Source organism: Streptomyces sp. NPDC087787 (genome assembly GCF_044743035.1).
Lineage (GTDB): Bacteria > Actinomycetota > Actinomycetes > Streptomycetales > Streptomycetaceae > Streptomyces.
In genome coordinates this window covers 106,226-130,631 of sequence record NZ_JBIUVQ010000017.1, presented here as the reverse complement: position 1 = coordinate 130,631, position 24,406 = coordinate 106,226, and the positions used below count along the sequence as shown (strand labels likewise).

Genomic DNA, 24,406 nt, shown 5'->3' with positions numbered 1-24,406 from the left:
AGCACCCGTGACCACCTGGACCGACCACACCGCAGACCGACCCATCTCGCTCACCGCGCCCAGCGGCATCGACCGGGCCGCCCACCACCGGCTCGACGAGGCCTGGCTCGCCGCGGCGTGGAGCCACCCCTCGACGCGCTGCTTCGTGGTCTCCGGCGGTCAGGCCCTGATCGACGAGACCCCCGACGGCCGGACAGAGCTGGTCACGACGCCCTCCTTCGAGGCCCCCCTCACCGAGGCGCACCGCTACTTCCTCGGCACGGACGCCGAGGGCGTCAGCTACTTCGCCCTGCAGAAGGACTCCCTGCCCGGCCGCATGGACCAGTCCGCCCGCCCGGCCGGCCTGCGCGAGGCCGGCCTGCTCCTGTCGCCCCGGGACTCCGGCCTGCTGGCGCACGCGGTAGCCCTGGAGAACTGGCAGCGGCTGCACCGCTTCTGCTCCCGCTGCGGCGAGCGCACCGTGATCGCCGCGGCCGGACACATCCGCCGCTGCCCGGCCTGCGGCGCCGAGCACTACCCGCGCACCGACCCCGCCGTGATCATGGCGGTCACCGACGACGAGGACCGCATCCTGCTCGGCCGCCAGGTGCACTGGCCCGAGGGGCGCTTCTCCACGCTCGCCGGATTCGTCGAGCCGGGGGAGTCCATCGAACAGGCGGTGCGCCGCGAGGTCCACGAGGAGGTGGGCGTCGCCGTCGGCGAGGTCGAGTACGTCGCCAGCCAGCCCTGGCCGTTCCCCTCCAGCCTCATGCTGGGCTTCATGGCGCACGCCACCTCGACCGCGATCGACGTGGACGGCGACGAGATCCACGAGGCCCGCTGGTTCTCCCGCGAGGAGCTGCGCGCGGCCTTCGAGTCCGGCGAGGTCCTGCCGCCCTACGGCATCTCCATCGCGGCCCGGCTCATCGAACTCTGGTACGGCAAGCCGCTGCCGACGAGGAGCGCTGTCTGAGGGGCCCGGCAACGCGAGGGCGGCCTCCCCGGCATTCCGGGGAGGCCGCCCTCGCGTCGTCCGTCGTGCGACGCGCCGCGCTCAGGCGCCGACCTTCTCCTTGACCTGGGCCAGCGACGGGTTCGTGAGGGTCGAGCCGTCCGCGAAGAGCACGGTGTGACGGTCTGTGGACTTCCCTCTTGCTTGTGGCGGCCAGGGAGGGTCGCCCATGCCTTGGAGAGGGGCAAGGGCGAGCGACAAGCCCAGGGCGCTCGGCGTGGTCCGTCTGTCTGTAGGCAACGAGAACCAGACCGGCGAGGAAACGCAGCGGACCCGGATCAGCAAGCGGGCGGATGCGGAGGAGATGGAGCTGGTCGACTTCGCGGTCGACCTCGATGTGTCGGCGTCCATCTCGCCGTGGATGCGCCCGTCCCTGGGAGACTGGCTCAACAACAAGAGGGACCAGATCGACCACATCATCATCCTGAAGATCGACCGCATCGCCCGGTCGGTCCGTCACCTCTCGGAGGCCATCGAGTGGTGCGAGGTGAACGGTAAGGGCCTGATCTCCTGTGAGGAGGGCTTCGACCTCTCGAAGCCGTGGGGCAAGACGATCGCCAAGATCCTGGCCGTGGTCGCAGAGGCGGAGCTGGACGCCATCAAGGCCCGCAACAAGGCGTCCCGGGAGACCATGCGTAAGACGGGCCGCTGGCCCGGTGGCTTTGTCCCGTTCGGGCGCAGGGCGGTGAAGGGCGAGGAAGGGTTCACTCTGGAACTCGACCCTGAGTACGGCCCGACGCTGATCGAGATGATTCGGCGCTTCGTTGAGAAGCCGAGTTTCTCGGGTGTGGCCGACTGGCTGAACGAGCAAGGCGTACCTACGGCTCAGGACATCGCTCGTATCCGCGCGGCGGCTGGGGAGAGCACGACGCGGCTGGCTGCTCCGAAGCCGCGTGGAGGCAGGTGGACGGCGACGACGGTGCAGGCTGTACTGACCAGTCGATCCCTTCTTGGGGAGTACGTGCGGGCCAACGGCTCCGTGGTCCGCAACGACGACGGAACGCCCGTCATGCGGTCGGAACCGGTGTTGAACGAGGAGGAGTGGGCCAAGCTGTCGGAAGCCGTCGCCTCGGTCAAGTACAAGAAGCCGAAGGGCTCAACCTCGCCGACCGTGGGCGTGACGTTCTGCCTGACGTGCGGGAGCCCGCTGTACTACGTCAAGGGCAACCTGTCCAAGGGGCAGCGTGAGCGGTACCGCTGTCATGGCAACAAGAGCAAGGGCATCGACGCCTGCCCGAAGCAGAGGTTCTGGGCTGAGGATCTGTACCCCTGGTTGGAGTCGGCCCTGCTCGGGGAGATCGGCCACCCGGAACGGATGGAGTCGACGACGACCATCGATGACAGCCGTGCGGCGAAGCTCGCGGTGATCGACGGCAAGATGAACCAGCTCCTCCAGGAACTCCGGCAGGACGAGATTGGCGCGGTCGCATACGCCTCGCAGGTCGCGAGCCTTGCCCAGGAACGCGAGAAGGTCACCAGCCAGGAAGGGCCGAAGCCCGTGACCGTATGGACGGGAACGGGGGAGAGCTACACGGACTGGTGGCAGCGGTCGAGCACCGACGAGCGCCGGGAGTTCCTGAAGAAGCACAAGGTGAAGGCGTACTTCCGGCCCGATGTTCTCGCCATCGATCCAGGCGACCTCATCGAGAACATCCGGCAGCAGGGTGTCTCTTGGTGGGACGTTCCCGTCAAGGCTTCGCAGGTGCTGGCGCCGATCGTGCCTGTCTCGCTGTCTGCGAAGCCGTACGAGAAGCATCCGACGCTCACTGGGGTGGAGTGGGAAATCGTGAGCCGTTGGGAGGGCTTCGAAGCGGAACGTGCCGCGCAGCAAGCGAAGGCCGAAGAGGAAGCCAAGGCAGCAGATGGGGCCAACAAGGTTCCGACTCCCGCCTGACGCTGACAAGCAAGCACGGAAGGCCCCCGACCATGGGGGCCTTTCCTGTTTTCAGCGTGTTGCACGCTGCCGGGCCAGGTCGCCGGCTACGGACCCGACCTGCGGGCCCACCTCGCGCAGGTGCTCAGCCCTCGCCGGAGCGTCGTCCTGGCCACTGTGCTCATGGCTGTGGAGGACGAGAACCTGACCGAGTCGCCTGCTGACATGCCAGATGTTCTCGCGGCTCGTGGCCTGCGGATGCCAAGCCCCGACGAGTGGGAGCACGCTTGTGGAGCTGGGGCAGAGACCCTCTTCCGGTGGGGGAACGACTGCCCCCTCGACCGCATCCCCTATGGGGACCGCACAGGCCCGCAGAACCAGCTGAGCGCCTTCGGCCTGCGCATCGCCTACGACACCTACCGCACGGAGCTGACGAGCGACGTCACAGCGGTCCACGGCGGAGACGGTGGCGAGTCGGTGTGCGGCGGCTACGGCCACATGCTGGCATGGCTGCCCCTGGCCACCGCCAATCGCAACCCGTCCATGGTCGAGTTCGTGTATGGCCCGGATGGTGAAGACCTTTCAGAGGACTTCTCTACTCGGCCTGTGCTCGCGCTCTGAATCTGCGGCTTGGCTACCGCGCGCTCGGAGCTTCTGTTGGCGACGGCCGCCAGGTGGAGCGCTCAGTCTCTCTGCGCCCTGCAGGGCGCGTTCAGGAGACGGCCTCCCATCCACAGCAGTGGGTGCCGAGGGCGGCCCTTGTCCTGCCGAATGCGGTCTCCCCGGGGCACACAAAACCCCCGATCAGCGTCAGGCCGGTCGGGGGGCTGCGTCTCGCGAGGGTCAGACGCCGAGCGCCTGCTTCACCTGGGCAAGGCTCGGGTTCGTCATCACGACCTCAGTACCGCCGTTGGAGGGAACCACCTGAACGGTCGGAACCGTCTGGTTTCCGCTATTGGCCTTCTCGACGAAGGCCGCGGAGTCCGGGTCGTGCTCGATGTTGATCTCGGTGTACGCGATGCCCTCGCGGTCCATCTGGCTCTTCAGCCGACGGCAGTAGCCGCACCACGTGGTGCTGTACATCGTCACAGTGCCCGGCATGTCTCTCGCGCTCCTTCGGCGGCTCGGGGACGTATTCGTCGCTGGGAAGGAACGTACGCCATCGCTCCGGCATTCCCACCGGGGGTATCCGTACGGACGTGGCGCGCGGCACGAGGACGTCCGGCACGAGGGCGCACGGCATTAGTACGACCGCCGGGGCTGCCTGTGGACAACCGGCTCATGCGTCCCGGAGCGACCTGGCAGCATGGCTGTGTGACAGCAGCAACGCACTCCCCGCTCTTCCCTCGGGTCCCGGACTCCGCCGACGCGGTGCTCGACGGGCTCGACCCCGAGCAGCGCGAGGTGGCCACCTCTCTGCACGGGCCGGTGTGCGTCCTGGCGGGCGCCGGCACGGGCAAGACCCGGGCGATCACCCACCGCATCGCCTACGGGGTGCGCGCGGGCGTCCTCCACCCCTCCACCGTGCTGGCCGTCACGTTCACCAACCGTGCCGCGGGGGAGATGCGGGGCCGGCTGCGCCAGCTCGGCGCGCACGGCGTGCAGGCCCGCACCTTCCACTCCGCCGCCCTGCGACAGCTGCAGTACTTCTGGCCGAAAGCGATCGGTGGCGCCATGCCCCGGCTGGTCGACCGCAAGATCCAGCTCGTCGCCGACGCGGCCGCCGCCTGCCGCATCCGTCTCGACCGCAACGAGCTGCGGGACGTCACCGCCGAGATCGAGTGGTGCAAGGTCACCCAGACCGTCCCGGCCGACTATGCGGGCGCGGCCGCGAAGGAGGGCCGCACCGCCCCCCGCGACCCGGCCGAGATCGCCCAGCTGTACTCGGTGTACGAGGACCTCAAGCGAAACCGCTCGGTCATCGACTTCGAGGACGTCCTGCTGCTGACCGTCGCCGTCCTGCAGGACCGGGCCGACGTCGCCGAGCAGGTCCGCGCCCAGTACCAGCACTTCGTGGTGGACGAGTACCAGGACGTCTCCCCGCTCCAGCAGCGCCTGCTGGAGCTGTGGCTGGGCGACCGCGACAGCCTGTGCGTCGTCGGCGACGCCAGCCAGACGATCTACTCCTTCACCGGGGCGACCCCCGACCACCTGCTCGACTTCCGCACCCGTCATCCCGGAGCCACCGTCGTCAAGCTGGTCCGCGACTACCGCTCCACCCCTCAGGTCGTCCACCTCGCCAACGGACTGCTCGCCCAGGCCCGGGGCCGGGCCGCCGACCACCGGCTGGAACTGGTCTCCCAGCGCGCCCCCGGCCCCGAGCCCGCCTACACCGAGTACGCCGACGAGCCCGCCGAGGCCGAGGGGGCGGCCCATCGCATCCACGACCTCATCGCCTCCGGCGTCCCGGCGAGCGAGATCGCCGTCCTGTTCCGGACGAACGCCCAGTCCGAGACCTACGAGCAGGCCCTCGCCGACGTCGGCGTGCCCTATCAGCTGCGTGGCGCCGAGCGCTTCTTCGACCGTCCCGAGGTGCGCAAGGCCAGTGTCGCGCTGCGCGCCGCCGCCCGCTTCGGCGGCAACGACTCCCTCCTCGACGACGCCGTCGACCTGCCCTCACAGGTGCGTGCCGTGCTGTCGGGGGAGGGCTGGACCGCGCAGCCGCCGGCCGGCTCCGGCGCGGTCAGAGAACGCTGGGAGTCGCTGGCCGCCCTGGTGAGCCTGGCGCAGGACTTCGCCGCCGCCCGGCAGGGTGCGACACTCGCCGACCTCGTGGCGGAACTCGACGAGCGGGCGAACGCCCAGCACGCACCCACGGTCCAGGGCGTCACCCTCGCCTCCCTGCACTCGGCCAAGGGCCTGGAGTGGGACGTCGTCTTCCTGGTCGGCGTCGCCGAGGGCATGATCCCCATCACCTACGCCCGGACGGACGAACAGGTCGAGGAGGAGCGCCGCCTCCTCTACGTGGGTGTCACCCGCGCCCGTGAGCGGCTGCACGTCTCCTGGTCGCTGTCCCGCTCGCCCGGCGGCCGCCCGGGCCGCCGTCCCAGCCGCTTCCTCGACGGGCTGCGCCCCGGCTCGGCCGGCACCGCGGGCCGCGCCGCGCCCGGCGGCTCCGGGGGCATCGAGCGCGGCTTCACCACAGCCGCGGGGACGCCGGGGGCGCCCGCCCCGCGGCGCGCGCAACGCACCCCCGCCCGCTGCCGGGTCTGCGGCCGCACGCTCACCGACGCCGGCGAGATGAAGCTGATGCGCTGCGAGGGCTGCCCCTCCGACATGGACGAGGGCCTGTACGAGCGGCTGCGCGAGTGGCGGGCGGTCCAGGCGGGACGCAGCGGGCAGCCCGCGTTCTGCGTCTTCACCGACAAGACGCTCATGGCGATCGCCGAGACCGTCCCGGACGACGAGCGCGAACTGGCGCGCATCCCCGGAGTGGGGATGCGCAAGCTCCGCCGGTACGGATCGGACGTTCTCGACCTCTGCGCAGGCCGGGAGCCCGCGGGAGAGGCGATCGAGGACTGATCAGGGGCTGGCCGAAGACCCGCGGGAACTCGTCGAAAAAATAGTTTGCGCACCCGCCGTCCGTCCCCATAGGTTCTTGGTCACGGGAACGGTGGCCTTCCTGAGGCCCTGATTCCGTGTTGTACTTGCATATCCGTACGGACTGGCTCACCCCCAGTCCCCCAGACGCCGAGAGGAGGCGAGTCCAGTGATCAGCATCAACAGCAGCTCCATCAGCACCGCCAAAATGACCGATCGCTCGGTCGCCTCCCTGTGCATGCTCGGCGCCTTCAACCAGGGCACCGGTCTGTCCGGCATCGCTGCCGTGCGCCCGGCGTCCTTTGCGTCCCTCGCGGGTCTTCCCATCCGTGAGCGCGACGAGCGACCGACCGAGGCACTGGAAGCAGTAGCGGCGCAGGCACAGGCCTATGCCGTTGAGGCGGCCGGTGCCGGTAACCGGGAGCAGACGAAGCAGCACCACCTGACGTGGGCCTTCCGTGGGCCAGAACCCTGGAGAGATCCAGCCTGATCGCCGATCAGGCCGGCGCCTTCAGGGCCGCGGAACCCCATCCGGGATCCGCGGCCCTTCTGTTTTCCCCGAACGGGGACAGCGGAGCGAAGGGGCCTCGGGACAAGACAAGAACCCGGCAGTCGGCCGACACCCGGCCGACCGGCCGACCCGACCAGACGAGGAAGACGAACCGTGCAACTCGAAGCGCACGCCCCGTCCGTACCGCCTTCCGACACGATCCCCAAGCCCGGTCTCACGGAGGACCCCGCCTTGACCCCGCTCACCGCGCTCACCGCGCTCGACGACGCCATCGAGAACCTCGGCGTGCCCGTACCGTGCCGCTCCTACGACCCCGAGGTCTTCTTCGCCGAGTCGCCGGCGGACGTGGAGTACGCCAAGTCCCTCTGCCGCACCTGCCCGTTGATCGAGGCCTGCCTCGCCGGCGCCAAGGAGCGGCGTGAGCCCTGGGGCGTCTGGGGTGGCGAGCTGTTCGTCCAAGGTGTCGTCGTCGCCCGGAAGCGGCCGCGTGGCCGTCCGCGGAAGAACCCGGTCACGGCATGAACACCGCAGGAACGATCGACCGCCCCCTCACGCACGACCCCCAGAAGCAGGCCCCGATGAAGCCGTCCGCCAGTGAGCCCGCAGGCTCCGCGACCGAAGACGTCACCACCACCGGCGCGAACGAATCGCGTCAGAACAGGAACCGAGAGATGCAACTCATCCCAGAAGCGCTGGCCCGTGCGCATATGCACGAGCGGCTGTACGAGGCGGAGCGGGAACGCCGGGCCCTGCGCCTGGTGGCCGCCCGCCGGATGCAGCGTCGCGCCGAGCGCGCCTCGCTGCGTGCCCGCCGCGCGCTCGCCATGGCAGTGATGCACTGACCGTCAGGCTGTTCCACACCGCCAGGCGGTGGCCTCCCGGCCCGGGAGGCCGGAACTCTTCCCGCGGGGGCCGGTCCGTCCGTACGGACCGGCCCCCGCGGTGCGTTGTCCCCGCCGAGCCGCGGCCCGGCGGTATGGTCGCGGAGTGACGAGTCTTCCCGGAGGCACGAACCACGCGAGCGCGGGCCACGCGGGCACGGCGCACGACGACACGGCGCACGACGACACGGCGCGCGACCGCACGGACCGTGCCGGCACGGGCGGCGCGAGCGCGGAGCGTCCCGCGCTGGTGTGCGCGCGGTGCGGCACTCCGGCGGAGGGACTGCCGCCCACCTGGACCTGTTCCGTGGAGAACGGCACGCGGCGCTACTTCTGCGACGCCTGCTCCCGCGAGAACCTCCGCTCGATCGAGGGGCGCCTGGACTCCACCTGGTGGTAGCCCCCTGGCAGCGCAGCCCCCTCCGCGCTCACGCCTCGGCGGCCGCCTGCTCGTCGTCCGGTCCCTCGTCGTCCGGCTCCTCGGCCTCAGGACCGGCGGCGAAGCCCTGCAGCCACTCCTCCAGCTCCTCCCGCAGCCGCACCGTGGCCCCCAGCTGGCACAGCACACCGATGGTGCTCAGCGTGACCCGGTGGATGAGCAGGTACGACGGAGGCAGATTGAGCTGCTTGCCCAACTGGTAGGCAGGGGAGCGGGGGTCGGCGATCCGGGCCGCCTGACTGCGCATCCAGCCACGGGTGAAGGTGAACTCCTCCGCCTGGGCCGGCTCGATGATCGGCAGGAGGTAGTCGAGTACGGCCTCCGGGTCCAGCTCGATGGACTCCTTCACGAAGCCCTCCGTGCTGAGCATCTCGTAGACCGCGTCCGCCTCTCCGCCCAGCGCCATGCGCAGCGCCGCGCCGATGATCGGCGGCAGGCCGCCGGGCAGGCGGTCGACGGTGCCGAAGTCCAGGACGCCCAGGCGCCAGTCGTCCTCGCCGTCCGGTCCGCCGGGCAGGAGGCGGAAGTTGCCGGGGTGCGGGTCGGCGTGCAGCAGGCCGGTGCGGGCCGGGCCCGAGAACAGGAAGCGGGCCAGCAACTGGCCGGCGCGGTCGCGCTGGGCCTGGGTGCCGTCCGCGATCACCTCGGACAGTGGGACACCGTCCATCCACTCGGTGACCAGGACCTGGTCGCGCTGGTGGACGACCGCCGGAACGACGACGTCCGGGTCGTCGGCGAACTCATCGGCGTGAGCCTGCTGGGCCTGCGCCTCCAGCCCGTAGTCCAGTTCCTCGGAGACGCGGTCCTTGAGCTCGGCGATCAGCGGCTTGATGTCCACGCCGGGAACCAGCGGCCCCAGCAGACGGGCGAACCGGCTCAACTGGGTCAGGTCGGAGACAAGGGCCTCGCCGGCGCCGGGGTACTGCACCTTGACCGCGACCTCGCGGCCGTCGTGCCACACCGCCCGGTGCACCTGCCCGATCGAGGCCGCCGCGGCGGGCTTGTCCTCGAACTCCTCGAACAGCTCACGCCAGTGCGCGCCGAGCCGCTCCTCCAGCACGGAGTGCACCGTGCGCGTCGGCATCGGTGGCGCCGCCTCCTGGAGCTTGGTCAGCGCGACCCGGTAGGGGCCGGCGACCTCCTCGGGCAGCGCCGACTCGAAGACGGACAGCGCCTGCCCGAATTTCATCGCCCCGCCTTTGAGCTCGCCCAGCACCTTGAACAACTGATCGGCGGTGCGTTGCTGCAGCTCGCGGCCGACAAGATCGGCGGACTCGCCGACGATCCGTTTGCCGAGTCCCCAGGTCGCTCTCCCGGCGAAACCCAGCGGGAGCGCGGCGAGCTTGGCGGTCCGGGTGACCGCCTTCCGGGGAAGATCAGACATGCGCCCTCCAAGTCCCAGCAAGCCGCGCAGCCTCTGCCCGGCGGCAGGGTGCCGATGACGGCCGTTGCTCAGCCATTGTCGCGCGTGCTTGCCCGTTCTCTGAGGCCTGCTCCCTTTCGGCTTTCCCGGCCGCGCCGCACGCACAGGCCGGATGCGGCCGCACCGGTCGCGCGCGCCAGTGCAGCCCGGGCAGGGAGACCTCCCAACGGGCGCCCGAGCTGGAGGGCGACTCCCCGTCCAGGAAGGCGAGTGCGTGGGCGGCCGCCAGGGCGGCCACGGTCGCGGCGAGAGCGAGATCACACGGACGTACGTGCCGTGGTCTGCCCGAGCGCCACTGCGCCACCAGGCGTGGCCAGGTCCCGTCCCGGTCCGTGCGCTCCTGGTGGAGGCAGCCGGCGCAGCCGGTCTCGCCCGGCAGGACGAGCGGGCCCACGACGCCCGTGCCCTCCACCACCCCGGCGTACAGATGAGGTGTGCCGGACTCGATCAGGGCGGTGGCCGCGGACGGGTCGGGCGCGTGCGCGGCGATGTCGTCCCGCGGGGCCAGGACCACCAGGGAGAACCCCCGCTCCTCCGGCTCGGACGGTGTCCGGGGGGTGCGGCGGGCCGTACGGTCCGGGGCCGCCGCGCGCACGGCCCGCCGTGCCGCGGTGTCCCGGCGCTCGCCGACGGCCTCGGCGGACAGTCCGCCCGGGGCGACGTCCCACGGCTCCACGCAGCCGCCGTCGCGCACGTCGACCTCGCCGACCCCCGCCCCGGACAGCAGCGCGGCCAGGACGGCGCCCACCCGGCCCGCGCCCTTGACCTGCACACGTGCCTCACGTCTGGCGGCCAGGCGCCCCATCGCCTCGCCCGGTTCGCGCGTGGTCAGGGAGAGGGACGCGAGATCGGGCCCCAGCCGGTCCATCGCCTCCTTCCGCGCGCGCAGCGCGTCGGCCGCCGCGCCGCCGCCCCTGGCGTCGTCGAGGAGCCCGGCCTGGGTCAGCCTCTCCACCAGGCGGTCGACGTGGCCGTCGGGCAGGTCCATGCGGCGGGCTTCCTCCCGCAGCAGCGGCAGCCCGCGCGTGCCGTTGAGCAGGTCCAGGAAGCTGCCCGTCGCCGTGTCCAGTGGGCCCAGTGTCATCGCGTGCGCGGGAGTCATCCCGAACTGCACGGTGCCAAGATCACGCCAGCCGCGCCTGAGCGCGGGCTTCACCATCGGATGCATGTGCGAGCCCCCAGCCGAAGAAGGAAGAAGAAGGAAGAAGGAAGGAGAAGAAGGAAGGAGAAGAACGAGGAGAAAGGAGAGAACGGGAAGAGAAACGAGATGGGGAGAGGGGAGGAGGAAGAAGTCCCAGGATGCCCGGCTCGAAGGGGGCGTGCCGAAAGTTATCCACAGGAAGTGGGTAATCGTCGTATGAATCGGACCCCGGCCGAGCACCCCCGGCAGGGACCGGCACGGAAGCGTTCCCGGCCCGGGACTTCTGGTCCGCGCACCCGGTAACGTCGGAGCGTGTCCGCCGATCCACTGCACCGTGCCGGAAAGCCACAGCGCGGCGAGACGAGCCGGCCGCCGGACGCCACGGCGGCGAACGAGATCGAGGTCCGCAGGAGCGCCCGGCGCCGCCGGACGGTCTCCGCGTACCGCGAGGGCGGTCGCACCGTCGTGCTCATCCCCGCCCGGATGTCAGAGGCGGAGGAGAAGCGCTGGGTGACCGTCATGCTCGACAAGCTGGCCGCCCAGGAGAGCAGGCGGGCGCTCGGCGACACGGAGCTGGCCGAACGTGCCGAGCGGCTGTCCGCCCAGTACTTCGACGGCCGCGCCCGGCCCGCCTCGGTCCGCTGGGTCGCCAACCAGAACACGCGCTGGGGCTCGTGCACCCCGGCGGAGGGCAGCATCCGTCTCTCCCACCGTCTCCAAGGGATGCCGGAGTACGTCGTCGACTACGTACTGCTGCACGAACTGGCCCATCTGCTCGTCCCGGGGCACGGGCCCGACTTCTGGCGGCTGCTGGAGGCGTACCCGCGCACGGAGCGGGCCCGCGGCTATCTGGAAGGCGTGGCCGCGGCCGCGCGGCTGCCGCATCCGCCGGGAACACAGGGCGAGTGACGGGGCCGCCGGGGCGTCCGGTACCGCCCGACTGTGTTTGTGTACCGGGTCTGTACCGACTTCGTCCGGTGTCGGAGTTTGCCGTTAGCCTGGCGCGACGCACTCGCTTCGGGACGGGGGACGGTCGTTACGCATGCCCAGGGAATTCCAGCGCGGCCACAAGGCCAGGATCAGTGACCTGACCGCGGGCACGGATCTGTACGTAGGCGTGCAGATCTCGGCGCCCGGACTGACCGTCGACATCAGCTGCTTCGGGCTGGACGCCGACGAACGCCTCTCGGACGACCGGTACTTCGTCTTCTTCAACCAGCCGAAGTCCCCCGAGGAGGCCATCCAGCTGCTGGGCGCCCAGGCAGGCGACACGGAGTCCTTCCGGGTCACGCTGGAGAAGATCCCGTCGCATGTCCAGAAGCTCTCGTTCACGGCCGCCATCGACGGCGCCGGGCAGATGTCGCAGATCGACTCGGGGTACCTGCGCATCGTGGCGGGCGGCGAGGAGGTGGCCCGGTACGCGTTCGACGGCTCGGAGTTCTCCACCGAACGGGCCGTGATGCTGGGCGACTTCTACGTCAAGGACGTATGGCGCTTCGCGGCCGTCGGGCAGGGCTTCGACGGAGGCCTGGAGGCGCTGCTGAAGAACTTCGGCGGCGAGGTCCTGGAAGAGGAGGAGCCCGCCGCGGGCCAGGACCCGCAGCCCGGTGCCGCTCCCGGCTTCGCCCCGCCCGCACAGGCGACCGCGCCCCCGGAGTTCGCCGTCCCCTCCGGTCCGGCCGCCCCGGCCCCTGTGCCACCCCCGGCCGCCCACATGCCCCCGCCCGCCGCGCCCGGAATCGAGCCGTCCCCGGGGGCCACCCCGCCACCCGCCGCGCACGGCTTCCCCCCGCCGCTGGGAGCCACCCCGCCGCCTCCGCCCCCGCCCCCGGCGCCGGGCCCGGCGTTCTCGGTGCACGCCGCGCCGACCATCATCGCCCCCCTGACCCCGCCCGGCGCCCCGGTCCCGCCGCCCGCCCCTGCACCCGCCCCCTACGGTCAGCCCCCGTACGGCCCGGCGCACGGCCAGGGGCACGGCCAGACCCCGCCCCCGCCGCCCGGCCACCACCAGGCACCGCAGGCCCCGCCACCGCCCCCCGGTTACGGACACCAGCCGCCGTTCGGCCAGGTTCCCGGCGGGCCCGCGCCCCACGGAGTGCCGCAGGCCGCTCCCCAGGCCGCCGGGGTGTCCGCCGCGCTGAACCTGTACAAGGAGGCGCCCACCGGACGGCGCTGGACCCTGCAGAACAGCAAGCTGATCCGGGCCGACCTCGGCACGGAGGGAGGCCGGCCCGTACTGGCCCGGCAGGGCAGCATGGTGCTCTACCAGGGCAAGGTCGACTTCACCTACAAGGGCGCCGGCTTCGCGGGCCGGATCACGGGCAACGTCACGGGCCAGGAGATGCAGCTGATGCGCTGTACCGGCCAGGGCCAGGTGTTCTTCGCCGAGAACTCCACCCATCTGCATCCGGTCGAGCTCCAGGGCGACGCGATCTGCGTCTCCGCCGAGAACGTCCTCGCCTTCGACGAGAGCCTGGAGTACGAGGTCCGCCGTGTCGAGGGACACGGCATCCCCGGCGGCGCCCTGTTCACCATGCAGTTCCAGGGCACCGGCACCATCGTCGTCAAGACGCACGGCACCCCGGTCGTGCTGCCCGTGACGCCGACGACGTTCGTCGACTCCAACGCCGTGGTCGCCTGGTCGGCCGCCGCCCAGGTGATCGTCTCCAGCCAGGTGCGGATGCGCCGCAACGCCTACCCGGGCGACACCGGAGAGGGCGTCAACCTCCAGTTCCGCGCCGCCCCCGGCAGCTTCGTCGTCGTCCAGCCCTACGAGGTCTGAGGGAGCCCGTCATGAACCAGCCGCTCGCGGGTCACGTCCCCGCACCCGTCACCGCCCGCATGGAGAACCACGGCAGCCACATGCTGAAGGTCGCCATGCAGACCGGGAACGACCTCTTCGCGCGCGTGGGGTCGATGGTCGCCTACGAGGGCTTCATCCAGTACGAGCCCAGCCCGTCGGCCGTGCGCCAGATCGCGCGCGACTGGGTCACCGGCGAGGGCGCACCCCTGATGAAGTGCTCCGGCGACGGACTGCTCTACCTCGCCGACTACGGGGCCAACGTCGTCGTCATCAACCTGGGCGGTGACGCGATCTCCGTCAACGCCACCAACCTGCTCGCCTTCGACGCCGGACTGAGCTGGGGCGTCGAGCGGGTCAAGGGGCTGGCGAAGTTCGCCGGGCAGGGCCTGTGGAACACGCGGATCTCCGGACAGGGCTGGGTGGCGCTGACCTCCCGGGGCGAGCCGATCGTCGTCGACTGCGGCGAGGGCGAGAACGAGACCTACGTCGACCCGGACGCGCTCGTCGCCTGGTCGCCGAACCTGAAGGTGAAGGGCAAGCGCAGCTTCAGGGCGCAGTCCCTGATCGGCCGGGGCAGCGGAGAGGCCTACCAGATGGCCTTCTCCGGGCAGGGCATCGTCGTCGTACAGCCCAGCGAGGACAGCACCGACCGCCTGCGGATGCGCGGCTGAGGGGGAGACAGTAGACCATGCAGAGCCCGCTTTTCGCCTTCAACGAGGCCCAGACGCAGGAGCGCTGGAGCCTGCAGAACAAGCAGATGCTGCGCGTCACACTGGAGGGCCACGACGACATCCTCGCCCGCAAGGGCACGATGGTCGCCTACCAGGGCCTGATCGAGTTCGACGCGGAGTACCAGAGCGGCGGTCAGGCACGCACGCGCGCGTACACCGGCGAGGGCCTGGACCTGATGCGCTGTCACGGACAGGGCACGGTCTATCTCGCCAACCTCGCGCAGTACGTGCACATCATGGACGTCGAGCAGGACGGTCTGACCGTCGACAGCAGCTATGTGCTGGCGATGGACTCCACGCTGTACCACGAGGCCGTCGCCGTCGACAGCACGCACGGCATCTCCGGCTCCGGGAAGTACCAGCTGAACATCACCGGCCACGGCAGGGTCGCCCTGATGACCTCGGGCGCGCCGCTGCTGATGCAGGTGACGCCGGACAAGTACGTCAACTGCGACGCCGACGCGATCGTCGCCTGGTCCACCGCGCTGCGCGTGCAGATGCAGGCCCAGACGCACTCCAGCGGGGTGTGGCGGCGGCGCGGCGGCACCGGCGAGGGCTGGGAGCTCAGCTTCATGGGCAGCGGCTACGCGCTCGTCCAGCCCAGCGAGTTGCTGCCGCCGCAGAACGCGGTGATCGGGCAGGGCCTCGCCGCCCAGTTCGGCATGGGACAGCAGGGGGCGCGGGGACAGAACCAGGGCAACGTCTGGGGCTGAGCCGGGGACCGCGTGCGAGGGGCGACCACCACCGGCGGCCGCCCCTCGCACGGCCGGAAACTGTCGCACGGCCGTCCCCCGCACGGTCGTGAACCGCCGCGCGGCTGTCCCTTGCCACGGTCGTGAACCGCCGCGCGGCTGTCCCTTGCCACGGCCGTGAACCGCCGCGCGGCCGTCCCACCCACGGCCGGAGACCGCCGCGCCGCCGCACCGTGCCCGTTCAGAGCCTGGCGAGGGTCGCCTCCAGCAGGCGGACGACTGACTTGTCGGCCACCTCCGGCACCTCGTCGTAGGCGAACCAGCGCAGGTCCAGGGACTCGTCGCTGATCGTCGTCACCGCGCCGCTCGGCGCGAGCGCGGCGTACTGGACGTCGAGGTGCCAGGCGCACGGCGTCCGGTGACGGTCGAGCCGGACGGGACCGCCGGGCAGCAGGGTCAGCCCCTCTATGCCCGACTCCTCGGTCGCCTCGCGCAGGGCGGCCCCCGCCAGCGTGGTGTCCTCCGTCTCGCAGTGGCCGCCCGTCTGCAGCCACATGCGGATCTTCCGGTGGAGGGTCAGCAGCACCCGGCCGCGCTCGGGGTCGACCACCAGAGCGCTCGCCGTGATGTGCCCGTCCGCGCAGGCCTTCCACAGGCCGTCCGGATGCGTCCGAAGGTGCTCCAGGTAGAGCGGTCGCAGGTCCTCCTGGTCCCCGTACTCCCGCAGGACGAGGACCGCGTCGTCGTGGAGGCTCACTCGGCGTCGTCGCCCCTGTCGTTCTCGTCGCCCTTGTCGTTCTCTGTCTTCTTGCGCAGGTCCGGCTTCGGCGTCGAGCCGCTCGCCGCCTCGCCGAGCATCCTGTCCAGCTCAGAGAAGTCCATGTGCTCGCGGTGCACGAAGCCGTCCGGGTCGTCCAGGTCGGCGGCGGTCGGCAGCATGTCCGGGTGCGCCCACAGGCCGTCGCGGCCCTCCACCCCGCGCGCGTCGGTGAGCGAGGCCCACAGGCGGGAGGCGTCCCGCAGCCGGCGCGGACGCAGCTCGAGGCCGATCAGCGTGGCGAAGGTCTGCTCGGCCGGGCCGCCCGAGGCCCGGCGGCGGCGCAGCGTCTCGCGCAGCGCGTCGGCGGACGACAGACGGGGCTTGGCCGCCGCGTGCACCACGGCGTCCACCCAGCCCTCGACGAGGGCCAGCGCCGTCTCCAGACGGGCCAGGGCGGCCTTCTGCTCCGGGGTGTCCTCGGGCTGGAACATGCCCTGCTGGAGCGCGTCCTGCAGCTGCTCGGGGTTCTGCGGGTCGAACTGGCCGACCACGTCCTCCAGCTTCGCGGTGTCGACCTTGATCCCGCGCGCGTACCCGTCGACCGCGCCGAACAGGTGCGAGCGCAGCCACGGCACGTGCGAGAACAGGCGCTGGTGGGCGGCCTCGCGCAGGGCGAGGTACAGCCGCACCTCCTCCTTGGGCACGCCCAGGTCCTTGCCGAACGTCTCGATGTTCACCGGCAGCAGCGCGGCCCTGCCGGCCGGGCCGAGCGGCAGGCCGATGTCGGTCGAGCCGACGACCTCGCCGGCCAGCACGCCGACGGCCTGGCCGATCTGCGTGCCGAACATGGCGCCGCCCATGGAGCGCATCATGCCGATCAGCGGGCCGGCCATGGCCTGCATCTCCTCCGGCAGCACGTCACCCATGGCGGTGCCGACCCGCTCGGCCACCGGGTCGACGAGCTCCTTCCACGCCGGCAGGGTGGCCTCGACCCACTCCGCGCGGGACCACGCCACCGCGGAGCCGGCGCCGGACGGCAGGGACGTCACGTCGTCGAGCCACAGGTCGGCCAGCCGGACGGCGTCCTGGACCGCGGTGCGCTCGGCAGGACCGACGCTGGCGTCCTTGGTGCCGTCGGGGGTGCCCTGGGCCACCGTCTGGCGGGCGATCTGCTTGGCCATGTCCCAGTTCACCGGGCCGCCCTCGTAGGAGAGCATCTGGCCGAGCTGCTGGAAGGCCGCACCCAGGTCGGTGGGGTTCAGCGAACCGAACATGGCTGCGAGCGGATTGTCGGCGCCGGGCCCGCCAAAGCCTCCGGCTCCGGGCAGCCCGAAACCGAACGGGTTGGCCGGTCCCTGCTCACCGCCGCTCTGCTGGTCCTTCTTCTTGCCCTCGTCGCCGTCGTCCGGCTCCTCCGGCGGAAGGCCGAATCCGAATGGGGTGTCACTCACGGGATTCCTCGGCTGGTAAGGCCACCGGTTCTCTCCGGCGGCGCGGCTGCCCGACAACACCACCCAGCGTAGACACCATGGGCGGTTCGGGCCTCGGTGCTTCGCCGACACATCGCCTGCGGCAGGATGGATGCCACCTGGTACGTACGCGTCATTCGCGCCCGTATGTGAAGACAACCGCTGGAGACGCCCGGTGAGTTCCCCAGATCCACAGGTTCGCGCAGCGCGAAACCAAGAGAGCACTCCCGCCGTGCGCGGGCCCGTCGTCGCGGTCACCGGAGCCGCCCGCGGGGTCGGCGCGCTGCTCACCGAGCGGCTGGCCGAGTCCGCCGAGATCAGGCAGGTCGTCGCGATCGACGAGCGGCGCGGGGAGTGCGCGGCGGCGCAGTGGCACATCCTCGACGTGCGGGATCCGGCGATCGCGGAGAAGCTGCGCGGCGCGGACGTCGTCGTGCACCTGGCGCTCGACCTCGACCTGGAGACCGACTCGGCCGCCCGGACGGCGTACAACGTCAGGGGGACGCAGACCGTGCTGACCGCGGCGGCCGCGGCCGGGGTGCACCGCGTGGTGCTGTGCACCTCCGCGATGGTCTACGGGGCGCTGCCGGACAACGAGCTGCCGCTGTCGGAGGACGCAGAGCTGCGGGCGACCGCCGAGGCGACGGGCGTCGGGGACCTGCTGGAGATCGAGCGGCTGGCGCGGCGCGCTCCGCGGGCGCATCCCGGACTGAACGTGTCCGTGGTCCGGCCCGCGGTGCTGGTCGGGGGCACGGACACCGCGTTGACCAGGTACTTCGAATCGCCGCGTCTGCTGGTCGTGGCCGGGTCGCGGCCCGCGTGGCAGTTCTGCCACGTCGAGGACCTGTGCAGCGCCCTGGAGTACGCAGTGCTGGAGAAGGTCGACGGGGAACTGGCCGTCGGGTGCGACGGATGGCTGGAGCAGGAGGAGGTCGAGGAGCTCAGCGGGATCCGGCGGATGGAGCTGCCCTCGGCGGTCGCGCTCGGGGCGGCGGCCCGGCTGCACCGGATCGGGCTGACGCCGTCTCCGGCGGGGGACCTGGCGTACACGATGTACCCCTGGGTGGTGAGCGGCAGCCGGCTGCACGACGCCGGATGGCGGCCGCGGTGGACCAACGAGGAGGTTCTCACCGCGCTGCTGGAGGAGGTGTCCGGGCGGCACACGGTCGCCGGGCGGCGCCTGGGACGCAAGGACGCGACGGCGGCGGGCGCGGCCGGGGCGACGGTGGCCCTGCTGGGCGCGGCGGCGGTGGTTCGACGGGCGCGGAAGGCACGCCGGCGCTGAGAAGCCCGTTCTCGTGCGCGGCCCTCCACCTCCTTTACCCGGCGGTCCCGTGCGAGCCAGTCCTGTATGAGACTCCGAACCGGCACGCGCGCGTATCGGGTGATCGCGCTGTTCCCGGTCCTTCCGCATGTGCGGCACGATGGACGCATGGCAGCCACCAACGATCATCCCGGCGAGTACGCCGCCGAGGACCCCGTCAAGCTGATCGGCGTCCGGGAGACCCCCCTCTCCCTGGACGAGGTGTTCAAGGCGCTCGGGGACGATGCCGCGGGCGGTACCGCGCTGTTCGTGGGGACCGTGCGGAACCACGACGGGGGCGCCGGGGTCGACGCGCTCGGGTACTCCTGCCATCCCAGTGCGGAGGCGGAGATGCGCCGGGTCGCCGAGAAGGTCGCCGCCGGGTACCCGGTCCGGGCGCTGGCGGCCGTCCACCGTGTGGGGGATCTGAGGGTGGGAGACCTCGCGGTCGTCGTCGGGGTGTCGTGCCCGCACCGGGGCGAGGCCTTCGAGGCCTGCCGGAAGCTGATCGACGACCTCAAGCACGAGGTGCCGATCTGGAAGCACCAGAGGTTCTCGGACGGCACCGAGGAATGGGTCGGCGCCTGACGCCCCAACCCCATGGCCGCAGCTCCGGTTGCGTAACCGAACCCCTGGCGTGAGCGTTGTCAGTGCGGATGGTTAATCTGCTGATCAGTCAGTCGCGGTCGCGTATCAGGGGTTGGGAGGTCGGCATGGCGGCGCTCGCCTGGTTGCTGATTCCGTTTGTGGCTGCGATAGGCGCCGGACTGTGGGGGAGCTGGGCGAACCGGACCCGCAAGGCGCGCAGCGACGGTCCCGAACTGGACGGCTACGCCCGTTTCCGTGAGGCCATGGAGAGGTCCCACTCCAGTACGTGAGCGTCCCGCCCTGACGGTGCGCTGACAGAACCGTCCCGTACTGTCGAGTCATGCCACGCCGCACCGCGACGATGCTCGCCTCCACCCTGATGCTGATCGCGCTCCTGTGCGCGGGAATCCTCTTCCCCGTGCCCTACTCGGAGATGTCGCCGGGGCCGACGGTCAACACCCTGGGCGACCACGGCGGCGAGCCGGTGCTGCAGATCTCCGGCCGCAAGACCTACCCGACGGACGGCCACCTCAACATGACCACCGTCCGGGTCACCAGCGCCGACTACCGCATGAACCTCGTCGAGGCCGTCTACGGCTGGCTGGCGCACGACAGCAAGATCGTTCCGCACGACACGCTCTACCCCGACGGAAAGACGGAGGAGCAGTCGACCCAGGAGAACGCCGAGGAGTTCACCCTCTCCCAGGAGAGCGCCAAGGTCGCCGCCCTGAAGGAACTGCACATCCCGGTGCAGTCCTGGGTGATCGTCTCCACGGTCATCAAGGACACCCCGGCGCAGGGCAGGCTGCACGCGGGCGACGTCATCAGGGCCGTCGACGGCACGCCGGTCAAGCAGCCCTCGGACGTCGCCAGGCTGGTCACCAGGCACGAGCCCGGACAGGCCGTGGTCTTCACGATCGTGCCGGCCAAGGACCAGGCCGCCGCCGCGAAGCAGCACAGGGCGGCGACCGTCACCAAGGACGTCACCATCACCACCGCGCAGTCCGCCGACACCGGGACCAAGCGCGCCATCGTCGGGATCTCCGCAGGGACCGACCACACGTTCCCGTTCGAGATCAACATCAAGCTCGCCGACGTCGGCGGACCGAGCGCGGGGCTGATGTTCGCGCTCGGCCTCTACGACAAGCTCACACCGGGCAGCCTGACCGGCGGGAAGTTCGTGGCCGGCACCGGGACGATAGACGACGACGGCAAGGTCGGCCCGATCGGCGGCATCGAGATGAAGACCGTCGGCGCGCGCAGCAAGGGTGCCCAGTTCTTCCTCACCCCCGCCGAGAACTGTGCGGCCGCCGCCAAGGACACCCCCTCGGGGCTCACCCTCGTCAAGGTGCACACGATCGGCGACGCGCTCAGCGCCCTGAAGGACATCCGCGGCGGCAAGGCCGCCGATCTGCCGAAGTGCACGGCCAAGGGCTGACGGGCAGCGCCCCGGCCGTGTGCCGGTCGGGTAGGGGAGTGCGGCGGGCCCAGGGCCCCCGGCTCAGTCCTCGAAGGTCGCGGTCAGGGCCTCGGCCAGCCCCGGCACCAGGTCGGAGCCGGTGAGGACCTCCGTGGCGGAGTCCTTCTCACGCAGGCGCAGGGCCGACTCCCGGGCGCCGTCGCGCAGGACCGCGACCGTCATGCGGACCTCCTGGCGCTCGGGGTGGGCGGCCACCCACTTCGCCAGCTTCGCCCCGTCCAGTCCCTGCGGGACCTGTGCCTCGGCGGACGGGGGCAGCATCATGCGCTCCACGGTCAGCGCGCAGCCGGCCACCGCCTCGGGCCAGGCGATGGTGGCGAGAAACTCGTCTAGGGGCCGGTCGGCAGGGACCTCGTCCTGCTCGACCGGGGTGAGACCGGAGGTCTCCTGCTCGTCCGCCAGGCCGAGCTGTGCCGCGAGGGCGGGTTCCTGGGCCCGCAGCCGCGCGGTGTCTACGAGGGCGAAGAGGCGAGCGGGCTGGTCCCAGCCGAGGCCGGAGGTGTACTCGTCGATCTCGAGTACCGCCCGGGTGAGCGGGTTCGCTGCCATGGGAGTGTTGGACATGGTCACAATCCTGCCTCGTTCCTGGGCGGAATCGGGAACCGAGTAAACGGTGAGTAAGTTGCATAGGTGTGGGCCCACGATTTTTGGGGCCCACCGTACGGTCCGCGGACTCGGGGGCCTGACGCAACGAATCCGAACCAACAGCGACTTTCGAGGTGCACACCTTGGCTTTCCAGATGCCGGACCGCGGCGGAGGCCCGACAGGGCCGCGGATGAGAGTGGGCCGCCCGTCCCGGCGTGCCAGGACCCTGCTCATGACACTGGGCGTCCTCGCCGTCCTCGGCATGGTCTTCGCCATGTTCGCGGGCTTCTGGACGGACTGGCTGTGGTACCGGTCGGTGCACTACTCGTCCGTGTTCACCACCACCCTGTGGACCAAGATCGGACTGTTCTTCGTCTTCGGCCTGCTGATGGCGGCCGCGGTCGGGCTGAACATCTGGCTGGCCCACCGGCTGCGGCCGCCGCTGAGCGCCATGTCGGTGGAGCAGCAGAGCCTTGACCGCTACCGGATGAGCATCGCGCCGTACAAGAAGTGGCTGCTGTGCGGCATCACGGCGCTGGTCGGGCTGATCGCCGGTGCCTCCGCCGCGAGCGAGTGGCGGACCTGGCTGATGTGGGTCAACGGCGTGGCCTTCGGCAAGACGGACCCGCAGTTCCATCTGGACGTCTCCTTCTACGCCTTCGACCTGCCCTGGTACCGCTTCCTGCTGGGCTTCGGCTTCGCCGCCACGATCCTGTCCCTGATCGCCGCGGTGCTCACCCACTACCTGTACGGCGGGCTGCGCGTCACCAGCCCCGGCGCGCGTGCCACGGCCGCCGCGACCGGGCATCTGTCGGTCCTCCTCGGCGTCTTCGTGACGCTGAAGGCGGTGGCCTACTGGCTGGACCGGTACGGACTGGCGGTGAAGTCCAGTGACTTCAAGGCGACCGGCAACTGGACGGGCCTGAGGTACGTCGACGCCAACGCCTATCTGCCGGCCAAGACGATCCTGTTCTGCATCGCCGTGATCTGCGCTGTGCTGTTCTTCGCCACCCTGTGGCGGCGCACCTGGCAGCTGCCGGTCATCGGCTTCGGCCTGATGGTGCTGTCGGCCATCCTCATCGGCGGCCTGTACCCGGCGATCGTCCAGAAGTTCCAGGTCGAGCCCAACGAGCAGGCCAAGGAAGCCGCGTACGTCCAGAAGAACCTCAAGGCGACCCGCGAGGCGTACGGCATCGACGACACCAAGGTCACCGACTACGCGGGCACGAGCGACACCCAGGACAAGGCGAAGCTGCGGGACGCCGCCGCCGACGCGGCCAGTTACCGGCTGATGGACCCCAACATCGTCTCGCCGACGTTCGAGCAGCTCCAGCAGGTGCGCAACTACTACGGGTTCCCGTCCAACCTGGCCGTCGACCGTTACAAGACCAAGGACGGCAAGGTCCAGGACACGGTCATCGGCCTGCGCGAGCTGAACCTCGCCGGGATCCCGAAGAACAACTGGATCAACGACCACTTCCGCTACACCCACGGATACGGCGTGGTCGCGGCCAAGGGCACCGAGGCCGACTCCGAGGGCCGCCCGGTGTTCACCGAGTACAACCTGCCGTCCACGGGCGATCTCCCGCGGTACGAGCAGCGGATCTACTACGGCGAGAAGACCAGCACCTACTCCATCGTCGGCGGTCCCCAGAAGGAGATCGACTACTCCGACGACAGCGGTGAGAAGACCACCAGCTACAAGGGGAACAGCGGGGTCAGCCTCTCCAATCCGCTGAACCGGGCCGCGTACGCGATGGCGTTCAACGAGCCGCAGATCCTCTACTCCGGCGCGATCGGCGACGGTTCGCGGATCCTGTACAACCGCACGCCCAAGCAGCGCGTCGAGGCGGTCGCCCCGTGGCTGACGATCGACGGGGTCTCGTATCCGGCGGTGGTCGACGGGCGCGTCCAGTGGATCGTCGACGCCTACACGACGACCAACGGCTACCCGTACTCCTCGCGCACCACCCTCGGTGACACGACGCTGGACTCGCTGACCGCCGCCAACAACCAGCGGGTGGTGGCCCAGCAGAACCAGGTCAACTACATCCGCAACTCGGTCAAGGCGACCGTCGACGCCTACACGGGCGAGGTCAAGCTGTACCAGTGGGACACCCAGGACCCGGTCCTGAAGACCTGGATGAAGGCGTTCCCGGGCACGGTCGAGCCGAAGAAGGACATCTCCCCGGAGCTGTTGTCCCACATCCGGTATCCGCAGGACCTGTTCAAGGTGCAGCGCGAACTGCTCACGCGCTACCACGTCACGGACGCGCAGACCTTCCTCAGCGGCAGCGAGGTGTGGCAGATCCCCAACGACCCGACGAACAGGTCGGGCGACGCGGTGCCGCCGTACTACCTGAGCCTCAAGATGCCCGGTGAGTCGTCCCAGACGTTCTCGCTGACGACGACGATGACGCCGAACGGCCGTGACAACCTGAGCGCGTTCATGACGGTCGCCGCCGACGCGAACACGAGCGACTACGGCAAGATCAGCATCCTGAAGCTACCCACGGGCAAGACGATCGACGGCCCGAAACGGGTGCAGAGCCAGTTCAACTCCGAACCCTCGATCGCCGAGTCCATCCGGCTGCTGAAGGGCGGCGACTCGGAGGTCGAGTACGGCAACCTGCTGACGGTGCCGCTCGACGGCGGACTGCTCTACGTGGAGCCGGTCTACCTGCGCGGCGGCGGCCTCAAGTACCCGCTGCTGCGCAAGGTCCTGGTGACGTACGGCGGCAACACCGCCTTCGAGGACACGCTCGACAAGGCGCTCAACAAGGTGTTCGGCACGGAGGGTTCGGCCACCGAGCCGCCCGGCTCCGGCACCGGCACCGGCACCGGCTCCGACACCGGCGGTGGTGGCACCGGCAGCGGCGAGAAGAACCCGCCGGCGTCGGACAACCCGACGGTCCAGGACGCGCTGAAGGACGCCCAGAAGGCCTTCGAGGACGGTCAGACCGCCCTGAAGAACGGCGACTGGCAGGCGTACGGCCAGGCGCAGAAGGACCTTCAGGACGCCCTGAAGCGGGCCGAGGACGCGCAGGCGCAGGCGGAGAAGCCCGGCGCCGGCGGCAAGAACGGCGACGGGAAGGGCGGCGCGAGCCCGGGTGCGAGCGCCAGTCCGGCACCAAACAGCAGTCCAAGCGGTAGCCCGAGCGGGGGCTGATCGCTCCCGCCGAGTCCAAGGGCCCG

At 70.7% G+C, this 24,406-nt stretch carries 23 protein-coding genes and 2 pseudogenes; 18 read left to right on the top strand and 7 right to left on the bottom strand.

Annotated features, from left to right (window positions below; all coding sequences use genetic code 11):
- The first annotated feature begins 7 nt into the window (after positions 1-7).
- Positions 8-952 carry an NAD(+) diphosphatase gene (gene nudC / locus ACIOWN_RS26030; RefSeq protein WP_362353323.1) on the top strand — a complete coding sequence of 315 codons (945 nt, stop codon included), beginning with the start codon at positions 8-10 and terminating at the stop codon, positions 950-952.
- Positions 953-1,033: 81 nt separating this feature from the next.
- On the opposite strand, the pseudogene ACIOWN_RS26025 reads toward nudC, so the two are convergent.
- A pseudogene (locus ACIOWN_RS26025) lies at positions 1,034-1,111 on the bottom strand (NrdH-redoxin); the annotation flags it as partial.
- A 49-nt stretch (positions 1,112-1,160) separates the two neighbouring features.
- Between ACIOWN_RS26025 and ACIOWN_RS26020 the strand changes: the two are divergent.
- Together ACIOWN_RS26020 and ACIOWN_RS26015 are read left to right on the top strand one after the other, a co-directional pair.
- Entirely contained in the window at positions 1,161-2,885 is a 1,725-nt protein-coding gene (locus ACIOWN_RS26020; protein WP_401983433.1) for a recombinase family protein, read from the top strand.
- A gap of 84 nt (positions 2,886-2,969) precedes the next feature.
- Positions 2,970-3,485 (top strand): annotated as a pseudogene (locus tag ACIOWN_RS26015) (hypothetical protein); the annotation flags it as partial.
- 222 nt (positions 3,486-3,707) lie between these two features.
- Here the strand turns inward: ACIOWN_RS26015 and ACIOWN_RS26010 are convergent.
- Complete coding sequence (locus ACIOWN_RS26010; protein WP_362353320.1) at positions 3,708-3,965, bottom strand: mycoredoxin; 258 nt, start codon at positions 3,963-3,965, stop codon at positions 3,708-3,710.
- A gap of 213 nt (positions 3,966-4,178) precedes the next feature.
- Here ACIOWN_RS26010 and ACIOWN_RS26005 point away from each other — a divergent pair, with 213 nt between their 5' ends.
- The 5 genes from ACIOWN_RS26005 (at position 4,179) to ACIOWN_RS25985 (ending at position 8,196) form a co-directional block, all read left to right on the top strand.
- Entirely contained in the window at positions 4,179-6,386 is a 2,208-nt protein-coding gene (locus ACIOWN_RS26005) for an ATP-dependent DNA helicase UvrD2 (RefSeq protein WP_362353318.1), read from the top strand.
- A gap of 187 nt (positions 6,387-6,573) precedes the next feature.
- Positions 6,574-6,894 carry a hypothetical protein gene (locus ACIOWN_RS26000; RefSeq protein WP_362353316.1) on the top strand — a complete coding sequence of 107 codons (321 nt, stop codon included), beginning with the start codon at positions 6,574-6,576 and terminating at the stop codon, positions 6,892-6,894.
- Positions 6,895-7,068: 174 nt separating this feature from the next.
- Positions 7,069-7,437: a WhiB family transcriptional regulator gene (locus ACIOWN_RS25995; RefSeq protein ID WP_028420407.1), complete on the top strand. Its 369-nt coding sequence runs from the start codon at positions 7,069-7,071 to the stop codon at positions 7,435-7,437.
- A complete protein-coding gene (locus ACIOWN_RS25990) occupies positions 7,434-7,757 on the top strand; it encodes a hypothetical protein (protein WP_362353314.1) in 324 nt (107 codons plus the stop codon). The genes ACIOWN_RS25995 and ACIOWN_RS25990 overlap by 4 nt, the downstream gene beginning before the upstream one ends.
- A gap of 145 nt (positions 7,758-7,902) precedes the next feature.
- Complete coding sequence (locus ACIOWN_RS25985; protein ID WP_362353358.1) at positions 7,903-8,196, top strand: hypothetical protein; 294 nt, start codon at positions 7,903-7,905, stop codon at positions 8,194-8,196.
- Between the two features lie 28 nt (positions 8,197-8,224).
- On the opposite strand, the gene ACIOWN_RS25980 is transcribed toward ACIOWN_RS25985, so the two are convergent.
- On the bottom strand, positions 8,225-9,619 hold the full coding sequence (locus ACIOWN_RS25980; protein ID WP_362353312.1) for an AarF/ABC1/UbiB kinase family protein: 1,395 nt from the start codon (positions 9,617-9,619) through the stop codon (positions 8,225-8,227).
- Positions 9,612-10,826: a TOMM precursor leader peptide-binding protein gene (locus ACIOWN_RS25975; protein ID WP_401983432.1), complete on the bottom strand. Its 1,215-nt coding sequence runs from the start codon at positions 10,824-10,826 to the stop codon at positions 9,612-9,614. Before ACIOWN_RS25975 ends, ACIOWN_RS25980 begins: the two co-directional genes overlap by 8 nt.
- Here ACIOWN_RS25975 and ACIOWN_RS25970 point away from each other — a divergent pair.
- From ACIOWN_RS25970 to ACIOWN_RS25950, 5 genes are all read left to right on the top strand, one after another.
- Complete coding sequence (locus ACIOWN_RS25970; RefSeq protein ID WP_362353308.1) at positions 10,825-11,019, top strand: hypothetical protein; 195 nt, start codon at positions 10,825-10,827, stop codon at positions 11,017-11,019. The genes ACIOWN_RS25975 and ACIOWN_RS25970 overlap by 2 nt on opposite strands.
- 92 nt (positions 11,020-11,111) lie before the next feature.
- Entirely contained in the window at positions 11,112-11,708 is a 597-nt protein-coding gene (locus ACIOWN_RS25965; RefSeq protein WP_362353306.1) for a M48 family metallopeptidase, read from the top strand.
- A gap of 133 nt (positions 11,709-11,841) precedes the next feature.
- Entirely contained in the window at positions 11,842-13,581 is a 1,740-nt protein-coding gene (locus ACIOWN_RS25960; RefSeq protein WP_362353304.1) for a TerD family protein, read from the top strand.
- 11 nt (positions 13,582-13,592) lie between these two features.
- The gene (locus ACIOWN_RS25955) at positions 13,593-14,273 is read left to right on the top strand and encodes an AIM24 family protein (RefSeq protein WP_401983431.1); all 681 of its coding nucleotides are present in this window, start codon (positions 13,593-13,595) and stop codon (positions 14,271-14,273) included.
- A gap of 17 nt (positions 14,274-14,290) precedes the next feature.
- A complete protein-coding gene (locus ACIOWN_RS25950) occupies positions 14,291-15,046 on the top strand; it encodes an AIM24 family protein (protein ID WP_401983430.1) in 756 nt (251 codons plus the stop codon).
- Between the two features lie 220 nt (positions 15,047-15,266).
- Here the strand turns inward: ACIOWN_RS25950 and ACIOWN_RS25945 are convergent, their stop codons facing one another.
- The gene (locus ACIOWN_RS25945; protein ID WP_401983429.1) at positions 15,267-15,782 is read right to left on the bottom strand and encodes an NUDIX hydrolase; all 516 of its coding nucleotides are present in this window, start codon (positions 15,780-15,782) and stop codon (positions 15,267-15,269) included.
- Positions 15,779-17,236, bottom strand: coding sequence for a zinc-dependent metalloprotease (locus tag ACIOWN_RS25940; RefSeq protein WP_401983428.1), 1,458 nt, complete (start codon positions 17,234-17,236; stop codon positions 15,779-15,781). Before ACIOWN_RS25940 ends, ACIOWN_RS25945 begins: the two co-directional genes overlap by 4 nt.
- Before the next feature lie 193 nt (positions 17,237-17,429).
- On the opposite strand from ACIOWN_RS25940, the gene ACIOWN_RS25935 reads away from it, so the two are divergent.
- From ACIOWN_RS25935 to ACIOWN_RS25920, 4 genes are all read left to right on the top strand, one after another.
- The gene (locus ACIOWN_RS25935) at positions 17,430-18,539 is read left to right on the top strand and encodes an SDR family oxidoreductase (protein WP_362353297.1); all 1,110 of its coding nucleotides are present in this window, start codon (positions 17,430-17,432) and stop codon (positions 18,537-18,539) included.
- A gap of 147 nt (positions 18,540-18,686) precedes the next feature.
- Entirely contained in the window at positions 18,687-19,145 is a 459-nt protein-coding gene (locus ACIOWN_RS25930; protein ID WP_100568281.1) for a molybdenum cofactor biosynthesis protein MoaE, read from the top strand.
- 158 nt (positions 19,146-19,303) lie between these two features.
- Positions 19,304-19,435: a hypothetical protein gene (locus ACIOWN_RS25925; protein ID WP_400029243.1), complete on the top strand. Its 132-nt coding sequence runs from the start codon at positions 19,304-19,306 to the stop codon at positions 19,433-19,435.
- Positions 19,436-19,485: 50 nt separating this feature from the next.
- Entirely contained in the window at positions 19,486-20,583 is a 1,098-nt protein-coding gene (locus ACIOWN_RS25920) for a PDZ domain-containing protein (RefSeq protein WP_362353295.1), read from the top strand.
- 63 nt (positions 20,584-20,646) lie between these two features.
- On the opposite strand, the gene ACIOWN_RS25915 is transcribed toward ACIOWN_RS25920, so the two are convergent.
- On the bottom strand, positions 20,647-21,189 hold the full coding sequence (locus tag ACIOWN_RS25915) for a PPA1309 family protein (protein ID WP_362353293.1): 543 nt from the start codon (positions 21,187-21,189) through the stop codon (positions 20,647-20,649).
- 176 nt (positions 21,190-21,365) lie between these two features.
- On the opposite strand from ACIOWN_RS25915, the gene ACIOWN_RS25910 reads away from it, so the two are divergent.
- Positions 21,366-24,380: a UPF0182 family protein gene (locus ACIOWN_RS25910; RefSeq protein ID WP_401983472.1), complete on the top strand. Its 3,015-nt coding sequence runs from the start codon at positions 21,366-21,368 to the stop codon at positions 24,378-24,380.
- Positions 24,381-24,406: the final 26 nt, after the last annotated feature.